Here is a 19,960-nt window from a genome sequence, read left to right on the forward strand (position 1 = left end):
GGCTCCTTCGAGTTCAGCGGACGCTTACCAGGATTGCCCTTCACCAGTTTTAGGTGTGTCGGCGTTGGTCTTCTCCCTTTCACGAACAAAAGTCCTTTCAGAAACGCGACGTTGTATGGAAATGTCCCCGTGCGATGCCGGGGTCCATCGCTTGAGTTTTGCTTCCCACCCCCGGTGGGGGGCTAGCTGGTGGGGCCACTCGACCGCTGTTCGCGGGGTGCCGCTGGTCCGTCGGCCAACCCGACTCGTCAACAGCACCGCTATATCCACGTCGTTCCGCACGTTGCTTCGAGGCGTTGTGGTGAGGCTCGCATAGACTTTGGAACGGACCAGCCCAGAACTTGACGGGATCCCCGTTGTGCCTCTCGACGTGATCGCAAACCGTGGCTCGCACACGCTCGCCGGCTTGGGTGCAGAAGCGACACCACGGTTCGACACTCAATTGTGCCGCACGGATGGCTCGCCATCGAGATGTCCAATATAGGCGCTGCCAGCTTCGCCGATCAGACAAGTTCTGGCTTGATGTACTCATTGTCGTACGTCCCACCCTTACCTCAGGAGCCGATCACATAGCCGCCCGAACCGCCGCCACCTCCGCCGGTCGCGTCGTCAAATGCGCTGACGAGCAACCCGACATAGTAGTGGTCGAGACTCGAGTTCGTGTTTGCGAACGCGCCGGACGCTCGACTGATCCCATAGCCGCTGGTCCCCCATAGATCAGACGCGCGATGCGCGGCGTTGGCGATGGTCTTGTAATACAGCTGCACGTTCGTGGACGTGCTCGGTTGGATGACCGCCCCGATCGGCTGGTTCGCCGCGACTTGATACGGCGTCGGGAAGTAATCAAAGGCCCACGCCGGGTTGCCGGTCGTCACCGAAATCTTGTTCGTGTAGGCATGAGATACCTGGGCGACAGGCGTTCCGAGCGGATCGCTATACACGTTGAAGTTCAGGTCGCCGCTGCCTGACATATAGGCGTACATGCCGCACACCTTCATCGGGAACGGCATTTGATACAGCTGCCCGTACTCTTTGGTGCCGGACGTGTTGTTCCAGTTCTGGTTGTTGTAGACCGACACGACGTCACTGGCATCGAAATAGCCGATTGCACCGTCGTTGAATACGACGATGATCCCAGGGACGCTACCCTGAACACCGGAAAACGAACCTTGGTACGTGCCCACAAACGGGAATAGCACGCTGTTATTGCTCGCAGCGCGACCATACGCGACCTGGCAGAAGTCCGATCCGCCCAGCGCCGAGTACTGCACTGCAAATGCGACAAGATCGCCGTCTGCGATCGTCTTCGACCCGGTCGTCGGAACGCTCGTGACCCAAGCGTTATTACCCGGCGTAGTGGTCGCCGTCGTGTGAGCACATTTAACGTCGAACGTCGTCGCGCCGGCACTGTTTACCGGGCGACCCGGAGAGCCGTTCGTCGTATCGACCGCGGCAAGACCGACATTGAGGACCGTCGTGCCGCTAGAGAATACCACGCCGATATTGCGCCAGCCGATCGCTGACGAACCCGTGGTATCGATCGTATGCGAATTGCCGTCCGACGTCCGCATCCGCCCGATGATGTAAGTTTCATTCCCATTGCCCGTCATAAAGTTGGCATTGAAACCAGACGACGGCACAAGATACGGCAGAGGGCCAAGCAAATTCCTAGCGCCGGGAAGCGATTGAAGAGCCATCTCAGACCTTTGACTTAAAGCCAACCATCGAACAGGTCACGCTTGTTGCCGCGGCTGATCCATCGAAATTCCAGGCCGTGTTGGCGGAGCCTGGGATAGGCACCGGAGGATTGAAAATGCACCCTCCTCCGGCCGGGACCGGGAGCGAGACCTTCACAGTCGATCCATCCTTGATATCGACCGTGATCGCAGTCGCTGACGTGTTGCAAAGGATGACCGACGTCAGATAGGTTTTGATGCCCGATCCCTGCGCCGATATGCATGACGTCGAATTACCTGAAGTATCGGCCGCGTTTCCGCTGACGATGTCTTCTAGCCCACAATGCGGGCGAGTGATCTGGGCTCCATCAAGCCCAGCATAATTCTCAACGCGATCGGCGGCCGACACAAGCGTTGCGGTGGACAGCCCGGCTATCGCCTTCGATCCAACCTTGACGGGGTTGCCGCTATCAACAGCATCGTTGGCGGTATCGCCGCCGATTCCGCCGGTTACGGTCGCATCAGCATGAACCCAAAGCTTCCCGCTCGAGTCGAAATTGAACGTTGAATAATCACCGTCCGTCCCCGAGCTCGACGCTGCGGTGTCGCGCCGGACGCCCAAAATAACCAGACCAGGATCGCCGGACGCCGCTGGCGCGTCCTCCGCCTTTGCAAGTGTCCCACCAGCTCCGTCGCTCAGCACGGGCATTGCAGAGAACGGCCCGGTCCCAGTCCCGCTCTCGTCCCATTCTCGGCCGCTGAAGGAGCCAGCGTTTCCGTCTTTATATGGCTTCGTGGTTGCTGCGCCGCTCATTATCGAACCCTGTGGTGATGAACAAAGCTATTGTAGAATTTTGCGAAGTCGTGGGAGTACGTGACCGCATCCGGATCATAGTTACCGGGCGTGTAGATCGTCCCGACCCGAATAGTTGTCGGCGGCTGACCACTGCTCGACCCGATGTTTCCCGGTTCGTAGATTGAATTGATGCAGTTATCGAGAGTAGGCATTTGCTAGATCTCTCCTAGTGAATGACTTCAAACCTACAAAATTCCATCTGCCTACTATCGTCAGAACCGTGTGCTGAGCGGCTGTCGCCAGCGACGAGACTGAGCATGGCAATTCGCCGCGCTCAGTCTCCTTTGTCGGTGCCGGTACATCCGCGGCCACCAGATCGTTGACGTCTGCCATTACGTAAGCCTGATCGCATCCGCGCGCTCGCGGCCGTTGCGCTCGTCGATCACCAATTCGAACGCCACCGCTTGCCCGGATTCAGGCCGAAATACTCCGGCAAGATGCTTGATGTGCGCAAACGTATCCGGGCCGCCGTCATCGCGTCGGATGAAACCGAATCCGCGATCGATGTCCCACATTTTGATTCGTCCGGTATGCATAGTGTGTTGCGGTCCTATCGGTTAATCGAACACGCTTCGACGATATTCGTCGAAGGCTTCTTCCGTGGTCGGCTGGTCGAGCTCGTACGACGCGGTTACCCAATTCCCTTGGCCGTCAGGTGCTTCCAGCAACACGGTTCTCTGATCTTCGCAGAGCGTGGCGTCGATGATTGGTGGATATTGTCCGCCGCTGTCGAGAACCCTGAGGTTGAGCTCCATGCACGCGCGAGCAAGAGATATATCTTGAGGTTTCATCGCGCCGCCGCATCCCGTCCGTCGCGTCCGGCCTTGACGACAAGCCGCCAAACGCCGTCACCAGACCCGGGGCGCACGCCTTTCGAGTCGGCCATTGCAAACCACATCGCGCCGCGGTCACTGCAGAAAGTATTGCGTTTGAACTCTTTCGCAGAATCCCAAGTCCCGGCCCAAGGTACAAGCGGGCGCTCTTCCAATTCGACCATCTTCTGCTGAAGTTCGGCCACGCGATCCACCAATGGGGTTAGGTTCTTTTTTACGTACTCGCGGATGACCGGAAACAGCGTATCGACCATCGCCTTGATTTCCCGCAGCTTGTCATCGGAGATGCCCGATTGTGCGATGAACTGCTTCTTTTGGGATTCGGTGGGATTCTTGATCGCGCCAACTTCCTCTGCAGTCATCGACACGCCGTCGATTAAATATCGTCTAGCCATTGCGAGTCTCCACAATCACCCTCTCTGCTAGCGACTTCAGTGCCGCCGCGAGTGGCAGCGCAAACGCAGCGGGCGAGGCAATACCGACCGCGGTCAATGCCCGGTGTGATCTGTCGATATCGGCAAGGGCCTGCTCCGCTAGGCCGACGGCGTCGAGTAACTGTTCAGCCGCACTGCGACGGAAGGGAGCAAGAGCAGTCGCCACAGACCGAGCATACTCTGGCTTGAACTGCATGACTCGACGGCGAAGTTCGCTCGCCTCGTTGCGGGCGTCCAGGATTTGCCGATTGAGAAGAGCGCTCTCGGCTTCAAGCTCTTCCTGCTCAGTCTTGGAAAGAGCCATCCGGGGTAGCGGCGAGCGAAAGTTGAGACGCTCCGCGATCTCACCGAGGCGCTTGGTCAGCGAGGCTTCAAGTGCAACACGCTCCGACAACGCACACTCGGCATCGAGCAGCGCTACGGGCTTCGCGACGGCAGCGACAATTGAGTCAATGCCCGGACAGACGAGCGACGACGGCAAGAGTTTTGAAAGTGCGGTAGCTACGTTCATTCGTCCTCTTCCTGGTTAGATTCAGGTGATAGCAGATCCTCGGATAGCCTCTTGAAACGCGTTTCCCGCGAGAGCCATTGCCGGAGCAGCAGGAGCGCTGTTGACGCGATGGCCTCGCGGTTCTCCGCTTCCGAATTCCAGTCCTTTAAAACTCCGGCCGCTTCAAGCGCGTCCCTTTCCGCTTCGTCGAGATCCATGACAACGCGGAACCTGCCATTGGCCTGCCGCTCGCGAAAACGTCGGACCCGTTCGGTTGATTTCGATTTAGTCTTCAAGGGCGCGCGGAGCTCCGACCGTAGAGCGATGCGGCGGTCGCGCATGCAGCTAAGTAGTTCGCAGTGCGTAGCCTGGGAGCTATGTGCAAACCGGTTGGCAATGATTTGATGATCTCCGGCCAGTTCGGATCCACTTGCTCCGACAGACCTTCGACTTCATGGACGAGTCCACACACAAGCGCTTGCGCGACAGAAAGAGGGTCCTCGGTCAATATCTCGGTGGCAAAAAAATCACGATCGAACCCGGTGCGGGCATGAAGGAGATCAACGATGCGCCCGTCAGTTTTCGCGAGATCCATCGCCGCCCGATTTAAACTGTCGGACGTCACCCGCTCAGGCAAGGAATCGCGAGAACGCGACGTCGGATGCAAGAGCAGGACGCAATCGGAAGTGGCCAGCCGATAGGACCCGGCAGCGAGGACATCCAAGGCAGCGGAATAGCATTGCCCTCTCGCGATCACCGAGATCGGCTGCGGGAGTGCTCTCAGGTACTCATAGATCCGGAGACCCTCGTCGGAGTTGCCCCCCGTCGACATGATCCGGATGTGCAGGTGGCAGAAGTCTGTGGCCAGCCGGCGTTGTATGCCAGCCAGGGAGATTGGCTTGTCGGGTCCGACCTGTCCAATGAGGTCGAGTTGCAAGACGCCCGGGGCAAAGGTCTGCGGCACCGCGTCGAAGGCGAGGTTTCCGATTGGCCCTGAGACAAATCCCAAGTCAGAAGTTGTGCTCATTTACTCCTCAGACTGACCGCAGGCGTCGCTGGGCCAAAGGTGCTCAACTCTCTCATAGGTGCTCAACGTTTTGAGTTGGGCATCTATGGGCTTTGTGAGCACCTTTGATGTTGCGGGGAGCTTCCAGACCCAGCCGCCAGCGGCGCCATAACCCTGCTTCTTCTTCTCGACGCCGACGCGATCGGGGCCGGCCGCGCGCCGGATCGACGCCCATGAGATGCCGGCATCGGCCGCTGCCTTGCGCAGATCCTTCGGTGACTTGCCGTCGCCTAGAAGCTCATCCCTAAGGAACCGTTCGGCTTCGCCGACTGCACCGTCGTCACCTTCATGGTTCGGGGTGCGGTTCAGCATCTCATCGGCCGTGACATCGACGATTCCTGCGTCGAACATGACGTATGGCGCCATGATGTCACCGGGGATGCTTGCGACCGCAATGCGGAACGCCAGCGATGGAGCCTTGCCGAGGTTGTTCTTGCTTTCGACTAGGAGCCGGCGATCCTCGTCTTCGTCGTCCTTGACCACGAGGAAGCTGGCGCGCGCCGCGGCGACGAATGCATTGGATCCGGTCACCGCATTGATGCTTTTTCCGGTACCTGAAGCCTTGTTCAGATGGCTGATTGCGACCACCGCCACGCCGTACTGAGCGGCAAGCGTCTGGAGGGGCGAGAGCGCTGCCCTAACGTCTGCCGTTCGGTGGGTATCAGTCGGCCCCATGTAGGCGGTGATCGGATCAACAGTGACAAGCCGAATATCCGGATTGGCTTTTAGAGCAGCCTCGATGTGTGCGAGGTCTGCTACCAGGTTGAAACCGCGCATCCGGCCTTCGCCAGTGCGCACTGCCTCGATGACATGAACCTTTTCAAGATCAGCACCGGCCGCCTCAAGACGCGGACGGATTGTGTCGGCGATATCATCCTCGCAGGAAAGCATGAGTACGTGCCCTGCCACGGGTCGGCCGTCATCGTTCGGCCACCGGCCATCCGTGGTGACAACCGCAGCGAGGTACGCGGTGAGTTGGGATTTGCCGAGTCCCGGATCACCGGCGATCAGCGTAAGTTTTCCCAGGGCGATACGGGGGTGCCAAAGCCAACGAATTGGCTCTGAACTCACATCGGCAACCCGACGCATGACGATGGTGTCGGGCTGCGACGTGGGCCAAAGGTGCTCGCCTTGCTCAAAGGTGCCCAACTCATTTTGTTGAGCATCTTTGGTTTCTTTGAGCACCTTTGGTGCGATACGGATGACTTCGACGCCTTCCGCCCTCGGGAAACCGGGGGGATTCTTTTCGGGATTAAGCATTGGCCGGCACCTTGATGTCGTTGAGATCGGCGCCGGCCTCGGTCGGCACTATGATGATGGTTTCGATGCCGGCGGCCTCGAGGCGTTCGGCGGCGGCGCGGGCGGCTTTCAGGCCGGTGCCGGAGACGTCTTGGTCCGCGGCGATCCATACCGCCTCGATGCCGGGCAGGGCGGGGAAAGCGGCGGTGCCGTTGGCGCTGATCAGCGACCACACTGGCATCGTGCTGAGCTCGGGCAGATGGCGAATCGACAGGGCAGTTTCGATGCCCTCAGCAATGGCGATAACCGTGGTCACGTCCGCGTCGTCGGTCAGCTTGACGGCACCGCCGCCAATCGGCCCGTAAGCTTTACGGTCGATCTTGTGGCCGTTGGCGTCGATCGCCGTCCGGTGGATCGCCTGCGGCTCATTGTCGACGACGCCGCGGATGATGGCGATCATGCAGCCGTAACGCTCGCCCTTGCCGAACGGGCAGGCCGGATGCCACCGCAGAGCCTCGCCGTCGTATGAAAGGCCGCGGCCAGCCAAATAGATCTCGGCCGGTGTTCCCGTGATCGGGCGAGCCTCCTGCCAGATGGCGAGGGCGCGCTCGGTGCGGTCGCGGTCCTCGGCTGGCGCCTCTAGTGGGCGTTCCAGTTGAGATCGCCTTCTAGAATTCCGGAGCGGAATTCTAGACTCGCCCAGGCCAAGACGCCCGCGCACATGATCCCGGCATTCTGCCCAGCCGTCGCCGGAATGGGAGAACACCACGAAGTCGTCGCCGTCGAAGGTGACGCTAAGGGACCGGTCGCGAGCGGAATGACCGGGCCCCGGACACAGCACGTTGTTGCGGCCGGAGACGTCGCCGCCCAGGGCTTTCGCAGCGGATCTGATGGCGATTGAGGACGCCCGCCTTTTCATTGCGGCGTCTCCATTACTTGACGCCTAATATGAACCCCAAAGTCGATGGGTTCGGCGCCTTCGGCGAGGCTCACGAGCTCGACACGGTCCTCGGTGTCGGCCAAGCAGAAGGAATTGAGATAGGCCGCTGGCGTATCGAACAACAGCTCATTGTAAACCCAAGCCGCCGACGGCACGTCCTGCCACACGAAGTCGTCGATGTTGTCGACCATGGCCATCAACATCGCCTCGACGTGATCGTGGCGGATCGGACGTCGGCCGCCAATCAACTCGCCGGTCTTGTCGTTGTTCTGAATGAACCTCACGACGTAGAAGAAGCCGGGGTGCTGGTAGGAGGGCGCGACCACCACGGTCAGGGACTCGCGCTCGCCGATCTTGATGAAGCCGGCAGGCGGAAGAAGGCTGACCGGCTTAGCCGTCGAAAGTGCCTCGATCGCGGCATTGATTGTCAAATCCGCCCCGAGGGCGGATTTCGCCTTGGCCACGCGCATGTACTTTTGCGCCTGTCGTTCCGACATGGCGCAGTTCGCCTTCAACCAAGGTAGCCATTTGCCATGACCGACCAGCGGTTTTGCTTCAATCAGTCTTTCGCCGACAACAATTGCGTGATCCAGCGCCGTCTTGGCGGCGGTGCTGAACTTCTCATGGGCCGCGTTGATTTCTGCTGCCAGAATCGGAAGCCGGTTGCTCATCTCGCGCACCCCCAAGCCAGGGCCGCGATCGTCGTGGCGACTGCGTAGCTGACGCGATACAGCCGGACGATACGAGTTGCTTGCTTCTCACGGAGCGAGGGGTTAACTTCCGAACCGATCGAGCCTCCAAGCAGATCGGAATTCGGAAGCCCGGCGCCATCACGTTGCGCCGGGTTTTCCATGTGAGGCTGCATCAGGCGGCGGCCTCCACGGTCGTGCTGACCTGCTCACGGGACCTGCGCCAATCAGCAGCGGCTTCTTGGCTGATCAGCGTGCGCGATCCAACCTTCATGGTGCGCGGGCCAATCCCTTGCGCCCACAACTTGTAGACCATTGCGCGCGAGATGCGATGCGCCCTCGCGAATTCATCGACGGTATAGGCGTCCATGCTTGTCTGTCTCCATGCCGAGTGTTTCGGTGGGGACAGAGATGGACCACGAGACGCCTTCGCGTCCCGACAATCAAATCGGCTATTTGACTGTCTGTTTCTGTTTCTTGATTAAATCGTGGCTCGCCTTGACGGTGCGGGCGGTGATGTTTTGGCCCCTAAGCCTCTCAGCTACAGCAGCATAGGCTTGTACAAGCGTCGGCCTCTTGCCGCTCGCATCGGCGCAGTTCAGTTCCAACTCCACCAGGGCGTATCGGAGTTGATGATCCTGCTTTGCCTTGAGTCTTGATGCTGGCGACTGCGATCTGCCCTGACCTCCGTGCGTCGCGAATAGCTCAAGCCCCGCGATAACCGGCTCGACGCACCATTCCGGTAGCGGTAGGCCGTTCCAGCCGCAGAGCGCGACGGCCTCCGCTAGGCTGCGCGTATCGCCGGCTTCCCACTCCTCGCGGTAGCGCTCCAAAAGTGGTTTGAACCAAGCGGGCTCGGTCTCGGCGATTTGCGATTTGTCGATCATCCGATCGACTCCACATTTGACGATGTTTTTCCGAACCGCGGCGCGCCTGACCGGATGGCATCAGCAACGAAGCTCGGCGCGAGATGGCCATAGTGCTTCTCGACCATGCGCGTTGTGCTGTGACCAAGATTTTTCGCGACCACCATGAGCGGCACACCGTTCATGACGGCGTGCGAGGCCCATGTGTGCCTTAGACCGTGGAAATTGATCGGCGGTTCGATCTTCGCGGCCTTGCTCGCTTCGGCGATCGGATCCTTTTGCCATGAAGCCAACCACGCTTCGCCATCGCCTCTCACAAACAGTGGATCGCTGGCTATCCGGCCTTTCGTGATGTCGCGGAAAAAATCCACGCCATCCGCCGTCAGCACGATATGTCGCGGCTTGTCCGACTTCGATTGGCGAATTTCAACAGTCCCGCTGTTTTGGTAAAAATCAGCGACCGCGAGCGCGCATAGCTCGCCATATCTCGCGCCGGTTTCCAATGCGCCCCGGACCAAGCGCCGAAAATCCGGTTCGCAGGCATTCAGCAACCGCTCGGCTTCCTTCATCGTTAAAAATCGCACGCGCGCCGCGTCTACGCCCTTGAAGGGCTTTACCCGACGCCACGCGGCATCGGAGGGAATGGCTTTCGGGTGGTCATGGGCACAGAGGTTGAGCGCGGCCTTTAGGATCGTCAGAATCCTGTTTGCTGACGATTGCCGCCGCCGTTGGTTCTCCGGATCGTCGGTCGTCTTAAACTGCTGCTGTTCACCCTTTTTCGTCCGGATGCGGGCCGGAGCCTTGGCGAGTTTGGAGAGCCACGAGCGCACTTGTTCCGGCGTCAATGCGTTGATCTCGACTGCGCCCAGCACCGGCAAAATGAAGGCGTCAGCCGCATAGCGCGCCTCACGTCCTGATCTGCTGCGCTTCGATTCGAGATATGTGGTGTAGTTGTCTATGGCGTCTTTGACGGTGAGGGGCTTGGTCTTGCCGACCGCAGTGTGAGCGCGCGCCACCATCCGGGAGCGCGCCAACGTCTGGGCCTGCCCGAAACTGAGGATGGCCACGCCGTCGGGGTCTGAGAAATCGTCCGCGGTGGCGATCGTCTCGACCTCGTAAGCCTGATGGCCGATGTAGTGCCGCGCCAGCCATCTGCCGGCGCCGCTGAGCGGCTTTCGGTAGCCGAGATGCAATCCCGGTTCCAACCCTCGCCAGTACGGTTTCCCGCGCGCCCGGAGGCGACTGCGGGCCGTTCTCGAGTCCAATAAGGCGTCCTTGATCGTGCGCGCCATAGCATCTGCCCCACGGTGGCAACCGCCTCGTGTCCAACAGATGTCTAATATATGGGGGTAGACGTCAATAGGCGGCGATGGCCTCGGAGAAAGATAAGCCTTTGATGTCTCAAAGATTGGGGAAATAGCTGTGGACAGCCAAAGACAGAGAACCAATCCTTTCACGGTGGAGAGAGCGGTTCGATTCCGCTAGGGAGCGCCATCACGGCCAAAGTGAAGACTCCACAAAATCAGACCTTTACGCGTCCAGATTGATATTTTCGGCGCATCACCCGGTCAATCTCGCGACGACAGCTCTATCAGCAGCTCCGTGAAGTGATCCCCAAGCGCGGGCGATCGCCGCGCTTGGGGCCGGAACGGTCCAGGGTGAACTGGCGCTTGTCTTTGCTCTGCCGTCAGACCTGCAATTGCCGCAACTGCTTCTTGATTGGGGGCTTACGATCGCGATTGGCGCTGCTCGGAACATGACGTCAGGGCAGACCGATGACTTTTTCGACCTGCTGCGCGACTGTGCGAATTGCTGGATCAATTTCGCCTGGAAATAATCCACACGACGATCGGCCAGCTCGGCTCATTTCGTAATGCCAATTGGTAAATTGGATTGGCAGGATCGTCCGGGATGGGTTTCATCCGAAGCGGGGACGCCATCAAGTTGATCACCTCGCGGTTGCCCCATCCCCCACAAGCGATCGACTCGGCGTTCGCCTTGTCAGATAACAGCCTTAGCGATTCCGGAGTGAAGCGCCAAAAGTCCTTCGGCGCCGCGTGAATGCCATTGACGAAACAGGTCGTGTGACAGACGTAGCCGCCCGGCTTCACAACTCTGATTGATTCAGAGAATGCTTTTTGGGGGTCGCCCTCGACGTGTTCGAGAACCTGATCCGAGACACAGAAGTCAAAAGTGTCGCTCTCGAATGGCAAATCTATGAAGTTGGCATCAGGATAGCTGACCTCTGTGTATTTCGTTTTGGTCAGTCCCAGCTCAACACCGAGTCCCTTCGATCCGGATATCGACAGGCAAGTTTTTTCGTTTCCGTCATATTCCGATAGAGCGCGATGGAGCGCTTTGTACATCGCGAGGCGCGTGATCCACCACGTCTTTGGACCGGGCGCATCGAGAGCGTGTTCGTAAAGTTGCCGAATGGTGGTTGGCGAGAGACCGTCCATTGTTTTTCCTTTGAAGGTGGCACACTACCGTATTGCAAATATCGAACTGAGCCCCAGCAAACGGAAAAGAGATGTGCAGCAGTCGCCCGCTCCCTTCAAAAGAAAACAGCATACGCACCACGATCAATCCGATCAAGTGCGGCGTTTAGCGATCGAGATTTGCTGCGGCCCAAGCCGCGCGGACTCGCCACCAAACGGAGAGGGCCAAGGTCGCTTCATCAATTGAGTTCGTTGCCAAGACTGCGTCCTTGATGAGCGACGATGTGACTATCGCGCGAACGCTGGCGGCATTTGCGGCAACGACGTCACCGCAGCACTTGGCCACAGCCAGGCAGCCGCGCTCCGCTTGGTACCAAGCCATGCAGCAGATCAGCCAAGTCAGCCAGGATGTCACTTGCGGAGTCCGAACCGACTTCGAAATCCAGATTTGCAACGGCGCCGTGCCGCGCTGGCAGATGTGAACAATCCTGAGATCGCTGCAATCCGCCGCTCTTTCGCAACCCTTTGTAAAGCCAACGGCGATACGGCTGGGCCCGGGATGATGTGATGGCTCCAGGGACCAGGAAGCGCGAAACGCGCAAATCGCTGCGGCAATCCGGCTGGATCACGCTCGACGGCGGATTCGCCGCGCGGCCCTGCGTGGTCGAGGACATGTCTTCGTCGGGCGCCAAGATCACGGTCCAGGACAACAACACGCTGCCGGCCAAGCTGCGGCTGGCGTTCTCGCGCGACGCCCGCACCGGGCGCGCCTGCGAAGTGGTGTGGCGCGAGGGCAGGACGTTCGGCGTCAAGTTCGTGCGGTAGAGATTGATCCGAAAAAGTGGATCCGGTTTTCCGAACAGATCATGCTCAAGAAAGAAGCAAGCTCATGCCGCAATTCTGCCCGATCGCATCATGAGCTAGCCTCATCCGGTGGCGCAGGATAAAAGGGCGGATGCGCAAGACCTGCTTTGCCATCATCGCCGTCCTGCTTCCCGCCGCTGCGTTCGCCCAGCAGGGCGACCGCCGCAGTTTCCAGACGCCCACCGACGCCGGCAAAACCTTGCCGTCGAAATCCACGACACGAAGCAATCCTTGCGCGTCGTACGGACCGGGCTTCGTCAAGGTCGAGGGCGCCGACACCTGCGTGAAGCTCGGCGGCGGTATCAGCGTCGATGGCGGGATGTCCGGCCGCGGACGGTGAGCGGCTTGCCGCCCGCGCTCACGACATCGGCGGCGCGATGAAGCGCACGAAGGCCGGCCGCCCCGCGATTTCACCGAACCAGCGTTCGAGATTGGGCAGCTTCGGCTTGCTGACGCCCTCGACGCCGAGCCAGCGCCGCGCAAAGGCGCCGAGCGCGATGTCGGCGATCGTGAAATGGTCGCCTTCGATGAAGCGGCGCCTTGCAAGCTGCGCCTCGACGACGCGCCACACCTCGCCCTCGGCATCGGCGTCCTTCTGGATCTGCACCATGTCGCGCTTCTCCGGCGGCGTGCGCACCAGGCCCCAGAACACCGGCCGGTCGACCGGCTGCAGCGTCGACAGCGTCCAGTCGAGCCAGCGGTCGACGGCGGCGCGCGCCTTCGGCGCTTGCGGATAGAGCGGCGCGCCCTGACCATAGGCCATGCAGAGATAGCGCATCACCGAATTGGATTCCCACAGCACATAGTCGCCGTCGACCAGCGTCGGGACGCGGCCATTCGGATTCATCGCGAGATAGTCGGGCTGATCGTTCTTGCCGAACTGCATGCCGGCATCGATGCGCTGATAGGGAAGGTCGAGCTCGGCGAGACACCAGAGCACCTTCTGCACGTTGACCGAATTGGCCCGGCCCCAGATCGTCAGTTGCGGCTTGCTGTCCATCACGCGTTTCTTCCCGCTGTTGTGCTTTGCGCGCGTTCATAGCTGAAGCGTCAGGGAAAAGCGCGGGGTGAATTGTACCGAGAGCAAAAAAAGAGGCTCCGCCGCATCGCGGCAGAGCCTCGCTGATAGCTATGCATCAAGACGCCGTCAGTGACCGAACAACAACCACAACACGATGATCACCGGGATCGGCACACCCAACAGCCAAAGCAAAATTCCTCTTCCCATCGTTGCCTCCTCGCATGCTTGTGAGGAGGCAACGTCAACGATCGTGTCGCGTTCCTCGCGTTCCTCGCGTTCGCTCGGCGCTTCAGCAGAAGCGAAATGCCGACAGGAACGCGGGTGCGGGCGCGGTGTTTACCAGTGGCCGGTGTTCGGCATCGACGCCCACGGCTCGGCCGGGGCCTTCGGCTCGCCCTTTTGCAGGATCTCGATCGAGTGCAGGTCGGGCGAACGCACGAATGCCATGTTGCCGTCGCGCGGCGGACGATTGATGGTGACGCCCATCTTCATAAGCTTCTCGCAGGTCGCGTAGATGTCGTCGACCTCGTAGGCGAGATGGCCGAAATGGCGGTCCTCGCCGTATTTCTCCTCATCCCAATTGTAGGTCAGCTCGACCAGCGGCGCGCCGCGGGTCTGCGGCAGGGACTTGAGCAGATGGAGATCTTCCTCCGCGCAGAGAAACAACAGCGTGAAGCGGCCCTTCTCATTGTCGATGCGGCGCACTTCCTTCAGCCCCAGCGCGTCCTGATAGAATTTCATCGCGACATCGAGATTGCGGACGCGCAGCATGGTGTGCAGATAGCGCATTTTTTTATCCTCCTGCAGATTCAGAGATTTTGTTTGGGCTCGGGCGAGACGGGGCAAGAAATAGCAGCAAAACGCGGCGCGGGGCAGGGGTTTGCGCGACTTTTGCCGACCGCATTTCGCCTTTGCATGCTCACGCCTTCGCGAGCGCTGGCTCCCGTTGCGCCGCGCGATCACGCAGCCAGGTATGGACGGGGCGCGCCGCGACACGCTTGCGCAGCGGCGGATGCAAGAAAGCCCCGCCCAGCAAAATTTCTGGGACGGGGCTTGTGGTCGAGCCTTGGAGGCGCGGCCTCTATCGCACCGATTGCCGATCACGGCCAATCAAGGACGCGCGAGGTTGGACGTCCTCTAAAGCGCAAAACCCCGCGAGTGGGCTCGCGAGGTCTGATGCCGACCGGCCTTGGGGAGATCGTGCCGGCAACCGGGCATACAATGTCGCTGCGCGCGGAAAGTTCCTGGGGCCGGAAAATAGAAAGCCCCGCAGGCTGGATGCGGGGCTTTCCCAGCTGACGGACTGGGGATCTCTCAGGGCGTGAGCCGTCAACTGTTGGAGACCAAACTTAAGGTTGAATTTATAAAATGCAACAGCGCCGCGTAGACGGAGTATGTTCGTCCCACAGCGCTGCGCCGGATGCTGGGCCCTGAAATCCCCAGCGCCCTTTATGTCTTCGCGCCGTGCAAAAGGTTCAAAGAAGGACCCCGCGAGGGGGATTCGCGGGGTCCTTCCAAAGCCGACAGGGCGGTGAGCTGTCGGCACCACGCGTGATGTGCCGTTGCGCTGTTCAATGCGGTTTCGGCTGGCTGGGTCCGCTGGCCGGCTTCACAAACCAAAACCCCGCCAGTTTACCGAAGTAAGCTGACGGGGCTTGTTGAGCTGATATTTCCGGTGGATTTCTCCCTCGTTGTATCGCTCGCCAAACCAACGGCGGAACGAGAAATTCGTTCCTTCCTTTTTTGAAGGTCGCCCCTTTTTTGAAGGTCGTCTTTTAAGGTTGCAGCTCCCCGGGCGTTCGGTCGGGGGAACTACTTTTTTGCGTCGTTCCTTTTCGCCGCGTCCTTTGTCGTGTCCTTCATCTCGGATTTGTTGGCCCGCTTCACATCCATCCCCGTGGTGTCCATCGCGCCGCTCTGGGTGGCTCCGTTGGTGTTTTCAGGCCGTTCCATGCCGCTCTGCGGTGCGGGACCTGTATCCTGGGCAAAGGCCGCGCCGCATATCAGGGTGAGGACGGTGACCGCGACAAGTTTGCACATGAGTGCCTCCTGGCGTCACCAGGATGACCCGCGCGCAGTCGAGAGGTTCCTGTCGGCTGGCGCCGCTCTCACACCTTGATGTCGAGGATGGTCTCGACCGCTTCACGGTCGGCCTGGTTCTTCGCGGCGAAGACATCCAGCACATCCTCATTGATGATGCGCGGCTGCTCCTTCGCCGTCTGGTCGACGACGAGCTGCACTCTGGCTTGCGTCACTTCGACAGGTACGGGGTATACGAGCATGGCTCTCTCCCTCCGGAGGATCGAACCTTGTCAGGGCTTTCTTAACGATTTGTAAGCGCCCGGGAGCTGCGTTTTGCGCCGATTCGGAGGGCCGGACGGTATCGGCCTGCTCGCACGCCGGCCGGATTGGAGCCATACTGCGGGCCGCCAGGACCGGGCGGCGCGATCGATGAAGAACGGGCTCTATTCGATCCACATCCACATGACCGACGGCGTGAGGGGCCGCGACAGCGGCATCCTGATCCTGCGCGACGGTCTCTTGGTCGGCGGCGGGCCGTATTTCTGGTCGATCGGAGCCTATACATTCGGCGAGGGCACCTGGAAGGGACATCTCAGCACCAACCAGCATTCGCCATTCGCCGACCCGTTCACCCGTCCGCTGTTCGCCGGACAGGAAGTGACGAGCGGATTCTCCGGCACGTTCAGCGGTGAAGAGGCCGAAGTGTTCGGGACCGTGTTGGTTGGAACCCGCAGCCTGGGTTTCCGGGCCACCCTGAAACGGCTGGCGGATGCCTGAATGCGCACACACGGCGTGAGGCTGTGGACGAAGGTGCAGCAAGATCCGTATTTTGTTGGATAATTGGACCCACTGGTGTTGTGAATTTGCTGCGGACAAGCGGGGGATATCGCTGTGAATCCCGCTGCGGCGGCTGATCGGAACTTCCCTGACGAGGCATTACCCGGCCACCGCTAACCCTACCTGGTTAGGTTAAGGGCAGCATCGTGTTGCCACCACCTGCGATTGCGATTGGGATGGCTGCGGGTGACAGCCATGATGCCATCGTTCCACAGTGCTGATCGACCGACCCACCGGCGCGTGATGGTGGTGGGGCTGCTGTTCTGCTCAGCTTTTGTCGCGATCAGCTTCTGGCTTCGGCCGCAGCCGGAGAGCGGCAAAGTGCTCGTGAAGTCGGATCGGCTGGTTCGGACAGCGGGAGAGGCTCGGAAGGCAAACTGAAGACGGCAAGCCGGGGAGAGACAAGTGGAGACGGGCCGCCGGCGCTCAGTCCGGCAGCTTCCCGTTCGGATGCTTGTGATACATCGCGATGCCGATGAAGCCGGCAAAGCCCATCACGTTAAGCAGCAGTTCCATCCATGCCGGCATCGACGCCAACCTCGTTCTTCGTCAAGCTAATCTCTGAGGTTGTATTTTTGTTCCAGCGCTATCCGATGGTAGCTTTGCGCTATCGCATGGCTGGCGCGTTTTCGAGCGATCCGATCGGAAAGGAAAACGCTCCAGGGAACCGGAACCATCGCACAGCCGCACTGGCAATAGCCATGAGCCCGGAGCACGCCGCTCCGGGCTTTCTCACTTGCGCCTCTCATGGCGCAATCGCGGTGCCCGGACCATGAACGCGGTCGCCTGGCAGGGCACAAGCGGTCTTGCGTTAAGCGGTCTTGCGTTGAAATCCACTCCAGGCATTGCCGAGCGTGTTGTCGTAATATTCCTGGCGATCGCGCTCGAACTTCTGCTGCGTCGCCCTGAAGCTGGCAACGCGTGCGACGATCTCCTCGCGCTCGCGCGCGACGCGGTCTTCCTGATCGGTCATGCCCATCCTCCTGGCCGTGGTCCTGTCCCGGGCGCATTGGCGTCAGCGAATTGGGCGTCAATGCGGAGTAGCCAGTGCAGGAATGTGATGATGCTGAGGCGGTGGAAGAGCGACGAAGCGTATGCGCCGAGGCGGCTGGTCGCAGCCGATCGATCAAGGCATCTCGATGGCAGCCGATCGCTCGCGCAACGGTTGAACTCGCAATCGGTCGGGCCGTGCTATAGTCGCTGCGGCCAACCGGATTGTTTTCAGTGATCGCAAAAGACTTGCGCAGCGGCGTCGAGCAGCTCGGCAACATGATTGCCGAGGCGTCATCCATCGTGCCGTTCACCGGGGCGGGCATCTCCACCGAGTGCGGCATTCCCGATTTCCGCTCGCCCGGCGGGCTGTGGACCCGCAACCGGCCGATTCCGTTCGACGAGTTCGTCGCCAGCCAGGACGCGCGCGACGAGTCATGGCGACGCCGCTTTGCGATGGAACCGACCTTTGCGGCGGCCAAACCCGGTCGCGGCCATCGCGCGCTTGCGTCGCTCTACCGGGCCGGCAAGGTTCCCGGCATCATCACGCAAAACATCGACAACCTGCATCAGACGTCGGGCTTCAAGGCCGACGACGTGATCGAGCTGCACGGCAACACGACCTATGGCCGCTGCATCGGCTGCGGCAAGGACTACGAGCTGTCGTGGGTGAAGCAGCAGTTCGACAAGACGGGCAGCGCGCCCGACTGCGCGGACTGCGGCGATCCGGTGAAGACCGCGACGATCTCGTTCGGGCAATCGATGCCTGAGGATGCGATGCGCCGCGCGGCGGAACTCTCCAGGCACTGCGACCTGTTTCTGGCGATCGGGTCATCGCTTGTGGTGTGGCCCGCCGCAGGCTTTCCGATGATGGCGAAGGAGAGCGGCGCGCGGCTCGTGATCATCAACAACGAGCCGACCGATCAGGACGACATCGCCGATCTGGTGATCCGCCACGACATCGGCGACACGCTTGGTCCTTTCGTAGGCAATTGATGCCCGATTGATTCGCGGCTGTGCAAGCCTGTTCATAGTTCCCGCAAGAATCGTTTTTTAGCTATGCCCCGCAAGCGGGAGTGTTATCTTTTGGTTGAGAGATTCGCGCCGCGTCCAAAATCAGTCCGAGTGAGTTGGTCATGGAGAGCAGCGTGTACAGGGTGCGCCGCAACGACGGCGATCTGCATTTGATGTGTGGGGTCCGGGGTCATGGGGTCGGACGGATTTGAGTCCAAGAAGCTCGGCGGACCGCCGATGGGCGGAGTTGGGCAAAGCAGGATTGGTCAAGGCGAGTATGGAAGCGCGCCGCGCGATCCGGCGATCGATGCCTTCTCCGGTCTCGGCGACACCGCGGCCAACCTCGTCGAGGTTTCCGGCGTCATCAAATGGTTCGACGCCTCGAAGGGATACGGCTTCATCGTCCCCGACAATGGCTGGCCCGACATCCTCCTGCATGTGACCGTGCTGCGGCGCGACGGCTATCAGACCGCCTATGAGGGCGCGCGGCTGGTCGTCGAATGCGTGCAGCGCGCGAAGGGCTACCAGGCTTTCCGCATCGTCTCGATGGACGAATCGACGGCGATCCATCCGGCGCAGATGCTGCCGCCGCGCACCCATGTCACGGTGACCGCGACCAGCGGGCTCGAGCGCGCGCAGGTCAAGTGGTTCAACCGGCTGCGCGGCTTCGGCTTCGTGACCTGCGGCGAGGGCACGCCCGACATCTTCGTGCATATGGAGACGCTGCGCCGCTTCGGCATGACCGAACTGCGCCCCGGCCAGTATGTGCTGGTGCGGTTTGGGCCCGGCTCCAAGGGCATGATGGCCGCCGAGATCCACCCGGAGACCGGTCCGTCGGCGCTGTCGTCGCATTAGCGCCTGAACGGACTCCATGACGGAAACGTGAGCCGCCGGCGAGCCTTCCCGGCTCTGGCATTTGCCGCAATCGTCGGGTTAGGGTCCGCCGGAAAATTGTCTCCGGTGTGGGTATTTGTCGATGGATTTCGTTCGCATTGTTGAGCGGCTTCGCCCCTGGCTGATGGCCTCGCTCGTCATCATGTTCGGCGCGCTGCTGGTCCCGGCCGCGCAAGCTGCCAGCGTCCAGCCGCTTGAGATCGTCACCAAATCGGGCGTGCATGTCTTCTCGGTCGAAATGGCGACCACCGAGCAGGAGAAGGAAACCGGTCTGATGTACCGGAAGGAGCTCGCGGACGGCAAAGGCATGCTGTTCGACTTCTCGCCGGAGCAGGAAGTGTCGATGTGGATGAAGAACACCTACATCTCGCTCGACATGATCTTCATCCGCGCCGACGGGCGCATCCTTCGGATCGCCGAAAACACCGAGCCGCTCTCGACCAGGATCATTCCGTCGCGCGGGCTCGCCAAGGGCGTGCTCGAGGTGATTGCCGGGACCGCGCAGAAATACGGCATCCAGCCCGGCGACCGGATTGCCCATCCGCTGTTCGGCGGCCGTTAGCATCCGGTTTTGACGCGATTTCCGGGCGGAGACCGGCGCCGGATTCGCCGCACGAAGCCCCGCACCGGCGCCTTGCTGGCGCTGGCTGAAGCGTGTATCCACGGGGCTTCTCGGAAATGTCGGGGTATAGCGCAGCCTGGTAGCGCGGCAGTTTTGGGTACTGCAGGTCGTTGGTTCGAATCCAGCTGCCCCGACCAAAACCCTCAACAAATTCAATTACTTCCTGATC

The 19,960-nt window shown here is 60.6% G+C and carries 27 protein-coding genes and 1 tRNA gene; 8 read left to right on the top strand and 20 right to left on the bottom strand.

Annotated elements, in window-relative coordinates:
* Window positions 1-554: 554 nt before the first annotated feature.
* The 15 genes from ACVWYP_RS24235 to ACVWYP_RS24305 form a co-directional block, all read right to left on the bottom strand.
* On the bottom strand, window positions 555-1,697 hold the full coding sequence (locus tag ACVWYP_RS24235) for a hypothetical protein (RefSeq protein ID WP_304500149.1): 1,143 nt from the start codon (window positions 1,695-1,697) through the stop codon (window positions 555-557).
* Between the two features lies 1 nt (window position 1,698).
* Window positions 1,699-2,385: a hypothetical protein gene (locus ACVWYP_RS24240; protein ID WP_304500150.1), complete on the bottom strand. Its 687-nt coding sequence runs from the start codon at window positions 2,383-2,385 to the stop codon at window positions 1,699-1,701.
* A 479-nt stretch (window positions 2,386-2,864) separates the two neighbouring features.
* Window positions 2,865-3,068, bottom strand: a complete 204-nt coding sequence (locus ACVWYP_RS24245; RefSeq protein ID WP_369525577.1) for a cold-shock protein — start codon at window positions 3,066-3,068, stop codon at window positions 2,865-2,867.
* A gap of 21 nt (window positions 3,069-3,089) precedes the next feature.
* Window positions 3,090-3,323, bottom strand: coding sequence for a hypothetical protein (locus tag ACVWYP_RS24250; RefSeq protein ID WP_304500151.1), 234 nt, complete (start codon window positions 3,321-3,323; stop codon window positions 3,090-3,092).
* Window positions 3,320-3,760, bottom strand: coding sequence for a hypothetical protein (locus ACVWYP_RS24255; protein ID WP_304500152.1), 441 nt, complete (start codon window positions 3,758-3,760; stop codon window positions 3,320-3,322). Before ACVWYP_RS24255 ends, ACVWYP_RS24250 begins: the two co-directional genes overlap by 4 nt.
* Window positions 3,753-4,310, bottom strand: a complete 558-nt coding sequence (locus ACVWYP_RS24260; protein ID WP_304500153.1) for a hypothetical protein — start codon at window positions 4,308-4,310, stop codon at window positions 3,753-3,755. The genes ACVWYP_RS24255 and ACVWYP_RS24260 overlap by 8 nt, the downstream gene beginning before the upstream one ends.
* Window positions 4,307-4,585, bottom strand: a complete 279-nt coding sequence (locus ACVWYP_RS24265; protein ID WP_304500154.1) for a hypothetical protein — start codon at window positions 4,583-4,585, stop codon at window positions 4,307-4,309. Before ACVWYP_RS24265 ends, ACVWYP_RS24260 begins: the two co-directional genes overlap by 4 nt.
* Complete coding sequence (locus tag ACVWYP_RS24270) at window positions 4,582-5,316, bottom strand: ATP-dependent Clp protease proteolytic subunit (RefSeq protein WP_304500155.1); 735 nt, start codon at window positions 5,314-5,316, stop codon at window positions 4,582-4,584. The genes ACVWYP_RS24265 and ACVWYP_RS24270 overlap by 4 nt, the downstream gene beginning before the upstream one ends.
* On the bottom strand, window positions 5,317-6,615 hold the full coding sequence (locus tag ACVWYP_RS24275) for an AAA family ATPase (RefSeq protein ID WP_304500156.1): 1,299 nt from the start codon (window positions 6,613-6,615) through the stop codon (window positions 5,317-5,319).
* Window positions 6,608-7,513, bottom strand: coding sequence for a toprim domain-containing protein (locus tag ACVWYP_RS24280; protein WP_304500157.1), 906 nt, complete (start codon window positions 7,511-7,513; stop codon window positions 6,608-6,610). The genes ACVWYP_RS24275 and ACVWYP_RS24280 overlap by 8 nt, the downstream gene beginning before the upstream one ends.
* Entirely contained in the window at window positions 7,510-8,205 is a 696-nt protein-coding gene (locus ACVWYP_RS24285) for a DUF3102 domain-containing protein (RefSeq protein WP_304500158.1), read from the bottom strand. The genes ACVWYP_RS24280 and ACVWYP_RS24285 overlap by 4 nt, the downstream gene beginning before the upstream one ends.
* Before the next feature lie 193 nt (window positions 8,206-8,398).
* The gene (locus ACVWYP_RS24290) at window positions 8,399-8,593 is read right to left on the bottom strand and encodes a MerR family transcriptional regulator (RefSeq protein ID WP_304500159.1); all 195 of its coding nucleotides are present in this window, start codon (window positions 8,591-8,593) and stop codon (window positions 8,399-8,401) included.
* An 82-nt stretch (window positions 8,594-8,675) separates the two neighbouring features.
* Window positions 8,676-9,110, bottom strand: a complete 435-nt coding sequence (locus tag ACVWYP_RS24295; RefSeq protein ID WP_304500160.1) for a hypothetical protein — start codon at window positions 9,108-9,110, stop codon at window positions 8,676-8,678.
* Window positions 9,107-10,282, bottom strand: coding sequence for a tyrosine-type recombinase/integrase (locus tag ACVWYP_RS24300; protein ID WP_304500161.1), 1,176 nt, complete (start codon window positions 10,280-10,282; stop codon window positions 9,107-9,109). The genes ACVWYP_RS24295 and ACVWYP_RS24300 overlap by 4 nt, the downstream gene beginning before the upstream one ends.
* Before the next feature lie 624 nt (window positions 10,283-10,906).
* Window positions 10,907-11,548: a methyltransferase domain-containing protein gene (locus tag ACVWYP_RS24305; protein ID WP_051447968.1), complete on the bottom strand. Its 642-nt coding sequence runs from the start codon at window positions 11,546-11,548 to the stop codon at window positions 10,907-10,909.
* A gap of 251 nt (window positions 11,549-11,799) precedes the next feature.
* On the opposite strand from ACVWYP_RS24305, the gene ACVWYP_RS24310 reads away from it, so the two are divergent.
* The 3 genes from ACVWYP_RS24310 (at window position 11,800) to ACVWYP_RS24320 (ending at window position 12,731) form a co-directional block, all read left to right on the top strand.
* On the top strand, window positions 11,800-12,009 hold the full coding sequence (locus ACVWYP_RS24310) for a hypothetical protein (RefSeq protein ID WP_304500162.1): 210 nt from the start codon (window positions 11,800-11,802) through the stop codon (window positions 12,007-12,009).
* An 85-nt stretch (window positions 12,010-12,094) separates the two neighbouring features.
* Window positions 12,095-12,352 (top strand): PilZ domain-containing protein, encoded by a 258-nt coding sequence (locus ACVWYP_RS24315; protein ID WP_018271493.1) that lies wholly within the window; start codon window positions 12,095-12,097, stop codon window positions 12,350-12,352.
* Window positions 12,353-12,482: 130 nt separating this feature from the next.
* Window positions 12,483-12,731 (top strand): hypothetical protein, encoded by a 249-nt coding sequence (locus tag ACVWYP_RS24320; protein ID WP_304500163.1) that lies wholly within the window; start codon window positions 12,483-12,485, stop codon window positions 12,729-12,731.
* 18 nt (window positions 12,732-12,749) lie between these two features.
* Here the strand turns inward: ACVWYP_RS24320 and ACVWYP_RS24325 are convergent, their stop codons facing one another.
* The 4 genes from ACVWYP_RS24325 to ACVWYP_RS24340 all read right to left on the bottom strand — a co-directional run bounded on the left by ACVWYP_RS24325 (window position 12,750) and on the right by ACVWYP_RS24340 (window position 15,694).
* The gene (locus tag ACVWYP_RS24325) at window positions 12,750-13,391 is read right to left on the bottom strand and encodes a glutathione S-transferase family protein (protein WP_304500296.1); all 642 of its coding nucleotides are present in this window, start codon (window positions 13,389-13,391) and stop codon (window positions 12,750-12,752) included.
* Window positions 13,392-13,748: 357 nt separating this feature from the next.
* Window positions 13,749-14,201: a VOC family protein gene (locus ACVWYP_RS24330; RefSeq protein WP_028342102.1), complete on the bottom strand. Its 453-nt coding sequence runs from the start codon at window positions 14,199-14,201 to the stop codon at window positions 13,749-13,751.
* A gap of 1,023 nt (window positions 14,202-15,224) precedes the next feature.
* Window positions 15,225-15,452 (bottom strand): hypothetical protein, encoded by a 228-nt coding sequence (locus ACVWYP_RS24335; protein ID WP_304500164.1) that lies wholly within the window; start codon window positions 15,450-15,452, stop codon window positions 15,225-15,227.
* A 68-nt stretch (window positions 15,453-15,520) separates the two neighbouring features.
* The gene (locus tag ACVWYP_RS24340; RefSeq protein ID WP_018271496.1) at window positions 15,521-15,694 is read right to left on the bottom strand and encodes a hypothetical protein; all 174 of its coding nucleotides are present in this window, start codon (window positions 15,692-15,694) and stop codon (window positions 15,521-15,523) included.
* 73 nt (window positions 15,695-15,767) lie between these two features.
* Here ACVWYP_RS24340 and ACVWYP_RS24345 point away from each other — a divergent pair, with 73 nt between their 5' ends.
* Window positions 15,768-16,211, top strand: coding sequence for a GrlR family regulatory protein (locus ACVWYP_RS24345; protein ID WP_304500165.1), 444 nt, complete (start codon window positions 15,768-15,770; stop codon window positions 16,209-16,211).
* 871 nt (window positions 16,212-17,082) lie between these two features.
* Here the strand turns inward: ACVWYP_RS24345 and ACVWYP_RS24350 are convergent.
* Window positions 17,083-17,244: a hypothetical protein gene (locus ACVWYP_RS24350; RefSeq protein ID WP_162832435.1), complete on the bottom strand. Its 162-nt coding sequence runs from the start codon at window positions 17,242-17,244 to the stop codon at window positions 17,083-17,085.
* 251 nt (window positions 17,245-17,495) lie between these two features.
* Between ACVWYP_RS24350 and ACVWYP_RS24355 the strand changes: the two genes are divergently transcribed.
* The 4 genes from ACVWYP_RS24355 (at window position 17,496) to ACVWYP_RS24370 (ending at window position 19,928) form a co-directional block, all read left to right on the top strand.
* Window positions 17,496-18,257 (top strand): SIR2 family NAD-dependent protein deacylase, encoded by a 762-nt coding sequence (locus tag ACVWYP_RS24355; protein ID WP_304500166.1) that lies wholly within the window; start codon window positions 17,496-17,498, stop codon window positions 18,255-18,257.
* A 210-nt stretch (window positions 18,258-18,467) separates the two neighbouring features.
* Entirely contained in the window at window positions 18,468-19,130 is a 663-nt protein-coding gene (locus tag ACVWYP_RS24360) for a cold-shock protein (RefSeq protein WP_018271501.1), read from the top strand.
* A gap of 163 nt (window positions 19,131-19,293) precedes the next feature.
* Window positions 19,294-19,731, top strand: a complete 438-nt coding sequence (locus tag ACVWYP_RS24365) for a DUF192 domain-containing protein (RefSeq protein WP_304500297.1) — start codon at window positions 19,294-19,296, stop codon at window positions 19,729-19,731.
* 120 nt (window positions 19,732-19,851) lie between these two features.
* A tRNA-Pro gene (locus tag ACVWYP_RS24370) sits at window positions 19,852-19,928 on the top strand.
* The last annotated feature ends 32 nt before the right edge of the window (window positions 19,929-19,960 follow it).

Source organism: Bradyrhizobium sp. USDA 3262, from assembly GCF_054060035.1.